This is a genomic window from Nocardia cyriacigeorgica (genome assembly GCF_010858045.1).
Classification (GTDB): Bacteria; Actinomycetota; Actinomycetes; order Mycobacteriales; family Mycobacteriaceae; genus Nocardia; species Nocardia cyriacigeorgica_E.
On the sequence record NZ_JAAGVC010000418.1, the window covers coordinates 1 to 274 of the forward strand.

Annotated in this window: 1 pseudogene; it reads left to right on the forward strand. The window is 69.7% G+C overall.

Annotation, left to right across the window (positions count from 1 at the left end):
- Positions 1 to 274, forward strand: a pseudogene (locus tag GV790_RS30270) (fatty acid desaturase); the annotation flags it as partial.

Sequence of the window (274 nt, forward strand, 5' to 3'; positions counted from 1 at the left end):
CACGAACTCGGACATCGCGTCGAAAGCCTGGAGCGCTGGCTGGCCAAGATCGCGCTGGCGCAGTCCGGGTACGGCCACTTCTTCGTCGAGCACAACCGCGGCCACCACATGCGGGTGGCGACGCCGGAAGATCCCGCAAGCGGCAGGCTCGGCGAATCGCTCTGGGAGTTCCTGCCGCGCAGTGTGTCCGGCGGCTTCGGTTCCGCGATCCGGCTCGAGCGCGCCCGGCTGGCTCGGCGCGAGCTGCGCTGGTGGAGCGTGCACAACCACATCC